Annotated in this window: 7 protein-coding genes; 5 read left to right on the forward strand and 2 right to left on the reverse strand. The window is 30.1% G+C overall.

Annotation, left to right across the window (positions count from 1 at the left end):
• Positions 1-115: 115 nt before the first annotated feature.
• The gene (locus tag B3J26_RS00430) at positions 116-337 is read right to left on the reverse strand and encodes a hypothetical protein (protein ID WP_291072633.1); all 222 of its coding nucleotides are present in this window, start codon (positions 335-337) and stop codon (positions 116-118) included.
• 414 nt (positions 338-751) lie between these two features.
• On the opposite strand from B3J26_RS00430, the gene B3J26_RS00435 reads away from it, so the two are divergent.
• The 5 genes from B3J26_RS00435 (at position 752) to B3J26_RS00455 (ending at position 4,764) form a co-directional block, all read left to right on the forward strand.
• Positions 752-1,378: a peroxiredoxin gene (locus B3J26_RS00435; protein ID WP_125349304.1), complete on the forward strand. Its 627-nt coding sequence runs from the start codon at positions 752-754 to the stop codon at positions 1,376-1,378.
• 159 nt (positions 1,379-1,537) lie between these two features.
• Complete coding sequence (locus B3J26_RS00440) at positions 1,538-1,855, forward strand: thioredoxin family protein (protein WP_038336696.1); 318 nt, start codon at positions 1,538-1,540, stop codon at positions 1,853-1,855.
• Complete coding sequence (locus B3J26_RS00445; protein WP_038336694.1) at positions 1,836-2,087, forward strand: DUF6952 family protein; 252 nt, start codon at positions 1,836-1,838, stop codon at positions 2,085-2,087. The genes B3J26_RS00440 and B3J26_RS00445 overlap by 20 nt, the downstream gene beginning before the upstream one ends.
• Positions 2,088-2,413: 326 nt before the next feature.
• Positions 2,414-2,998, forward strand: coding sequence for a hypothetical protein (locus B3J26_RS00450; RefSeq protein WP_038336692.1), 585 nt, complete (start codon positions 2,414-2,416; stop codon positions 2,996-2,998).
• 326 nt (positions 2,999-3,324) lie between these two features.
• Complete coding sequence (locus B3J26_RS00455; protein WP_038336691.1) at positions 3,325-4,764, forward strand: FAD-dependent oxidoreductase; 1,440 nt, start codon at positions 3,325-3,327, stop codon at positions 4,762-4,764.
• Positions 4,765-4,812: 48 nt separating this feature from the next.
• Here B3J26_RS00455 and B3J26_RS00460 read toward each other — a convergent pair whose 3' ends face one another.
• Positions 4,813-5,445, reverse strand: coding sequence for a hypothetical protein (locus B3J26_RS00460; protein WP_115000077.1), 633 nt, complete (start codon positions 5,443-5,445; stop codon positions 4,813-4,815).
• Between the last annotated feature and the right edge of the window lie 184 nt (positions 5,446-5,629).

The raw sequence follows: 5,629 nt of genomic DNA on the forward strand, positions 1-5,629 counted from the left end.
AATACAAATGCACTACCGGTATCAATTCTTGAATTTATATCAAAAAAGGGTTAGAATTTAAAAATATCCTAACCCAAGTTATTTATAACTTACACACTTTAAAGGAGAGTGCCTATTATTCTTCTAAAAGTTCTAATTCAAAATCATTAAAAGTTTCCTTTTCCCATTTGTTAGTTCTACTGTTGTAATATCTACAAATGGGATATTTTGGATTAGGTGTAAAAGTTTGTTTTGCTATATTATTTTCCCAGCGTTTTTCAAAGTCAATAATTATCATTTCAAATGCTTCAGTAGTCTTATGAATTACTTTGTCTCCTATTTTAAATTCTTGATTCATGATTTAATTTTTATTGTATTATTATAAATACAAAACTATGAAAAGATTTAAGAGAATTTTTACGGAAAACCGTAACTTGTTAAAGAAAAATTACTTGGTACATTCAAGTATATAGTTATCTAAAATTTAATTCATTTTAAATAATCATCAACATAAGGAATATCATTCTTTAAGGTAAATAATCTTCGTAAATTAGCGTAGAGGTAAGATAAAAAGGCTTGTTGTATTGAATTTCAATAAATTATTATTAATCATATATCATAAATATAATTTATAGTTTAATCTATATTTGAAATTGAAAATATATGGACAGTTTAAAATATCAATCTAAATTTGCATCAGTAAAAGAGATAAAAACTGTAACAAGTTTTATCAAATCGAGAAGTAAAAAACAAAATATAAAAAATTAAAATTATGTCATTAGTAGGAAAAAAAGCGCCTTTATTCACAGCGCCAGCAGTAATAGATGGAGACGAAATCGTTGAAAACTTTTCAATGCCAATCGGAGAGAAAAACATCGTTTTATTCTTCTATCCAAAAGATTTTACATTTGTTTGTCCAACAGAATTACACGCATTCCAAGCTAAATTAGCTGAATTCGAAAAAAGAGATGCTGTTGTAATCGCTGCTTCTTGTGATTCAGAAGAAACGCACTTAGCGTGGTTAAACACTGCAAAAGATAACGGAGGTATCGAAGGTGTTACTTACCCAATCGTTGCAGACTTTGCTAAAACTATCGCTATGGATTATGGTGTATTAGCAGGTGAATATGTTTACAACGAAGAAAACGATTCTTTAAAATTTGAAGGAGCTCCAGTTGCTTACCGTGGTACTTTCATCATCGACAAAAACGGTGTTGTTCGTCACGAAACAATCAACGATTTACCATTAGGACGTAACATCGATGAGTATGTACGTTTATTAGATGCAATTTTACACGTTGAGAAATATGGTGAAGTTTGTCCAGCAAACTGGGAAGAAGGAAAAGATGCTATGAACGCTACTAAAGATGGTGTAGCTTCTTACTTAGCTTCTCACTAAAAATAACTTGAAAATCTTTTGATTTTCAAAATTCACGAAGAGGCTGTCTAAAAAATTTGACAGGAGATTTTAACGAATTCATTTTCAATAAAAATCACTAAGCTCAACACTTAGACAGCCTTTTTTATACCCAATTTTTAACTTATAAAAATTAATAAAATGTTTGCAGAATTAGAACAAGATAACTTAGCACAAGTAGTTGCTGATAACAATATAGTAATTGTACAATATGGTGCTGGATGGTGTGGAAACTGCCGTTTAGTAAAACCAAAATTCAAAAAATTAGCGGCTGAATATGAAGGTCAAGCTGAGTTTTTATATGTTGATGCTGAAAAATTAGTAGAATCAAGAAAATTAGCTGAAGTTCCAAATTTACCAACTTTCGCGGTTTTCAAAGGAGGAGAAAATGTAGGACAAGTAACTGCGTCTAAAATTGATGCTGTAAAAGAATTGATCAATGAAGCTGCCGGTATTTAAGAATTTAGCAAAAAACGTTTCTATTGAAGCAATGGAAACAGCTTTAGAAGTTTTGGAAGTTTATGCTGATTCTCCAGCTGTAAAGGAGCCAGAACAAGAAGTAATTGGAGAAATGATTTCTAACATTTGTGGAGCTATGGAAATGAAGCAAATGATGGAAGAAGAAGGATTGGACGAGCGTACTGCTGCCAATACTTTTATGCAACGCGTAATGGGTTCGATTGATAAATAATTTTATCAATTAGTTAGTATAGAAAAAGGATTTCAATTGAAATCCTTTTTTGGTTTTGTATCTTAACATTTTCGATTAAAGAAAGTAAACTAATAAACCTAGATTAACTATTACTTTTTAGAAAATAATTATCACAAAAATTTCTAATAATACAATTTATCTATCAATTCCTAATCCAGGATTAAAATCACTCAATAATTTCTTTTCTATCCTTCGTATTATTTTAATAACAATATTTTGAAATCTATGCAATTATCCTTATTAGTAAATTTATCTACAATTAAACATTACTTTTTCCGTTATGGAAAGATATATTATAATAAAAAATGAAATCAAAATTTACAACACTTCTCTTGGGTATCTCATTAATAACCTTAACAAGTTGTGCTTTATCTAATTCTGTCAAGCAAATTAATTATCAATCGAACCTAAAAGTTAGTGATAGACTATCTTCTAGTAAAATTGTTAAAATTGACGAAATGAAAGACATGAGAGGATACAGTGATGAAAAGGTTATTTTTTACAAGAAAAACATGTACAATCAAACGATGTCAGGTGCATATATGGCGGAAAAACCAGTTTCAGAAATTTTAACCGAAGCTATAAAAAATGGTTTCAATGAAAAAAATATTTCAGTTAACGGTAGTAATGATTATATTCTAAAATCTGAGTTACAAAAATTAGATTATGAAGCAATTTCTGGATTCTCTACTGTTCAGTTAATCCCAGAAATTACAGTTAAATTTCAATTGGTTGACAAAGATGGAAAAGTTGTTTGGACTGACTTAATTACAGGAAAAGCAAACACAAAAGGTGCTAAATTTGAAAAGTTTTTACCTCCAGCAATCGATAATCTTATTCAACAACTTGTTAATAATCAAGACTTTTTGAATAATGTTATAACCGAGTAACATCATTTATTTTAAGAGTTACAATTATCTCAAAAATATCATCAAACCTCGTTTAGAAATAATTAAACGAGGTTTTTCGTAGAATAAAATATCTTACATTCAGATTTCTGCACTAAATCATAACTTCTTTTTCAATTTGAAAATAAACAAGAAACTGAATATAAATTACAAAAAATGATTTTCTAAGAACAAATTATTTATCGCTTTCACAAATAGAGCTTGGTAATTCAAAAAATTAGAATAGTTTTAGTAATTTCCAAAATATAATATCAAACAATACACAGAATAAAATACAGTAAATTGTATTTTTGCAAAAATTTTTAGAATTGAGTAAACAAATAAATTGGACAAGCTGCAAGAATTGCAATGGACTTGGAAAAAAAAGTCAAGGAGTTTCGAAAAAGAAACTATTGCGTTATGAAGCTGCCCTTGCTCAATCGAAAAAAAATAAAAGCAATAGCACTATTCCTAACAAACCAAAAAGTTCGATGCAGATATGCACAACTTGCTTAGGAACTGGTCTGACAGCGACAGAAGAACTTCCCTTACCAAATGAAAACGATTATCCTCACATTGCAATTGTAGGTGCTGGAATTGGTGGAATTGCGTTGGCATTGGCATGTTTGCATCGACAAATTCCTTTTACACTTTTCGAGCGTGATCGCGCTTTCAACGATCGTTCGCAAGGTTATGGATTAACGTTACAACAAGCGAGTAAAGAACTAAAAAAGTTTGGAATTACAACTTTAGATGAAGGTATTGTTTCTACGCTGCATTTGGCACATACCATAGAAGGAAATGTCATTGGCGAATGGGGAATAAGAAAATTGCAAGACAAAGAAGCTATTGAAGCGAAAAACAAAAATAAACATACCAATATTCACATTGCAAGACAATCTTTGCGTTTGGCCTTTTTAGAGCAATTGGGTGGTGATAAACAAGTTTTATGGAATCATCAATTAACTGATTTTAAAATTGATGACAAAGTCGAATTAACGTTTGATGTTGATGGAATAAAAAAACATTTTAAAGCTGATTTACTTGTTGGTGCAGACGGCATACGTAGTTCGGTTCGTCGATTGTTGATTAACGAAGATAAAAATCCTTTGAGATATTTAGGTTGTATTGTGATTTTAGGAATCTGTAAACTAAATGCTTTAAAAGATTTAGATAATCATTTGTTAGATGGTGCAACAGTGTTTCAGACCGCAAATGGAACGGAACGAATGTATATGATGCCCTATGACAAAGAATCGATTATGTGGCAATTTAGTTTTCCAATGTCAGAAGAAGATGCTAAAAATTTAAGTAGAAAAGGTTCTGAAGCCTTAAAAACAGAAGTTGCGAAAAGAACGCATTGGCACTCTCCTATTCCAGAAATTATCGCAGCTACCGAAGCTAAACAAATTACGGGATATCCTGTTTACGACCGAAATTTATTAACGCCAAATTTATTAGAAAACGCAGGTCCTGTGACTTTAATAGGTGATGCAGCACATCCGATGAGTCCTTTCAAAGGGCAAGGTGCCAATCAGGCTTTGTTAGATGCTTTGTTTTTGGCACAAAAAATAACCTCAGCTTATCATGCGCAAAATAAACAAGTCAATCTACGTGAAGAAGTTTTACAGCCATACGAAAATGAGATGATGGAACGAAGCAGCGTTAAAGTGAAAAAGTCAGCAGATGCAGCCAAATTTTTACATTCAGATATCGTACTTCAAGAAGGAAATGTAACCTTTGGTTCGAAGTGGACTTCCAGTTTGTGATTTATAAAAACTGACTTTGGGTTTTGATGATAAAATATAATGTAAACCTTATTTATTACAGATATCCAATACATATTGTATCTCTTTTGATTCTTTATTCTTTATCATTGGAAGAATGTTTTTACAATTCTTTTTTAAATTTTTCTTATCGTAAATAATAATATATGATAAAAGCTTATCCGTTGAATATTCTGAATTCTTAATAACATTATTAAATTCTCTTAATTTTTTAAATGCTTCTTTTTCAGTCCATTTCGTTTCCTCTCCATAAAGCTCTAATAACGTACTGTTTAACGTATAATTCACAACCGAAGAATACATTTTAGAAACCAAGTCTTCTTTACCTCCTAAACACCCATAAATCCTATCAAACTCTTCATTGTTTTCTAACTGATATTTAAAAATGTCATTTAATGATTGTAACTTTCTATCAACTGCTTCCGTAGAAAAATATGCTTTTACAATTGTTTTTCCATTTATAGCTAAGTATTCTACCTCCTTATCAGTTGCTATTTTTGATGCTTCAAAAAATAAATCGTAGACTTTACTATTTGTTCCCCCATAGCCTATATTTGAACTTTCGTATCTATCAACAATAGATAAACTATCCACAAAAACTTTAAGTTCTGGAGAAATTTGACCAAAAGAAAATATTGGAATTATAATTAATAAAATCTTCATATTAAATTTAATATAACGTAAAAAGTCTTACAAACAACATACTAAATTGAAAAATAACATGAAACATAAGTTTATCTAATCCAATAAATAAATATGAGATAAAAGCAGCGGCGCATAAATATTAAAAATCCTTCTATTATACATTTAACCCCACATTTTGCCAATACAATGTGCTTGTTGCACA

The organism is Empedobacter sp. UBA5987 (assembly GCF_002429865.1).
Taxonomy (GTDB): Bacteria; Bacteroidota; Bacteroidia; order Flavobacteriales; family Weeksellaceae; genus Empedobacter; species Empedobacter falsenii_B.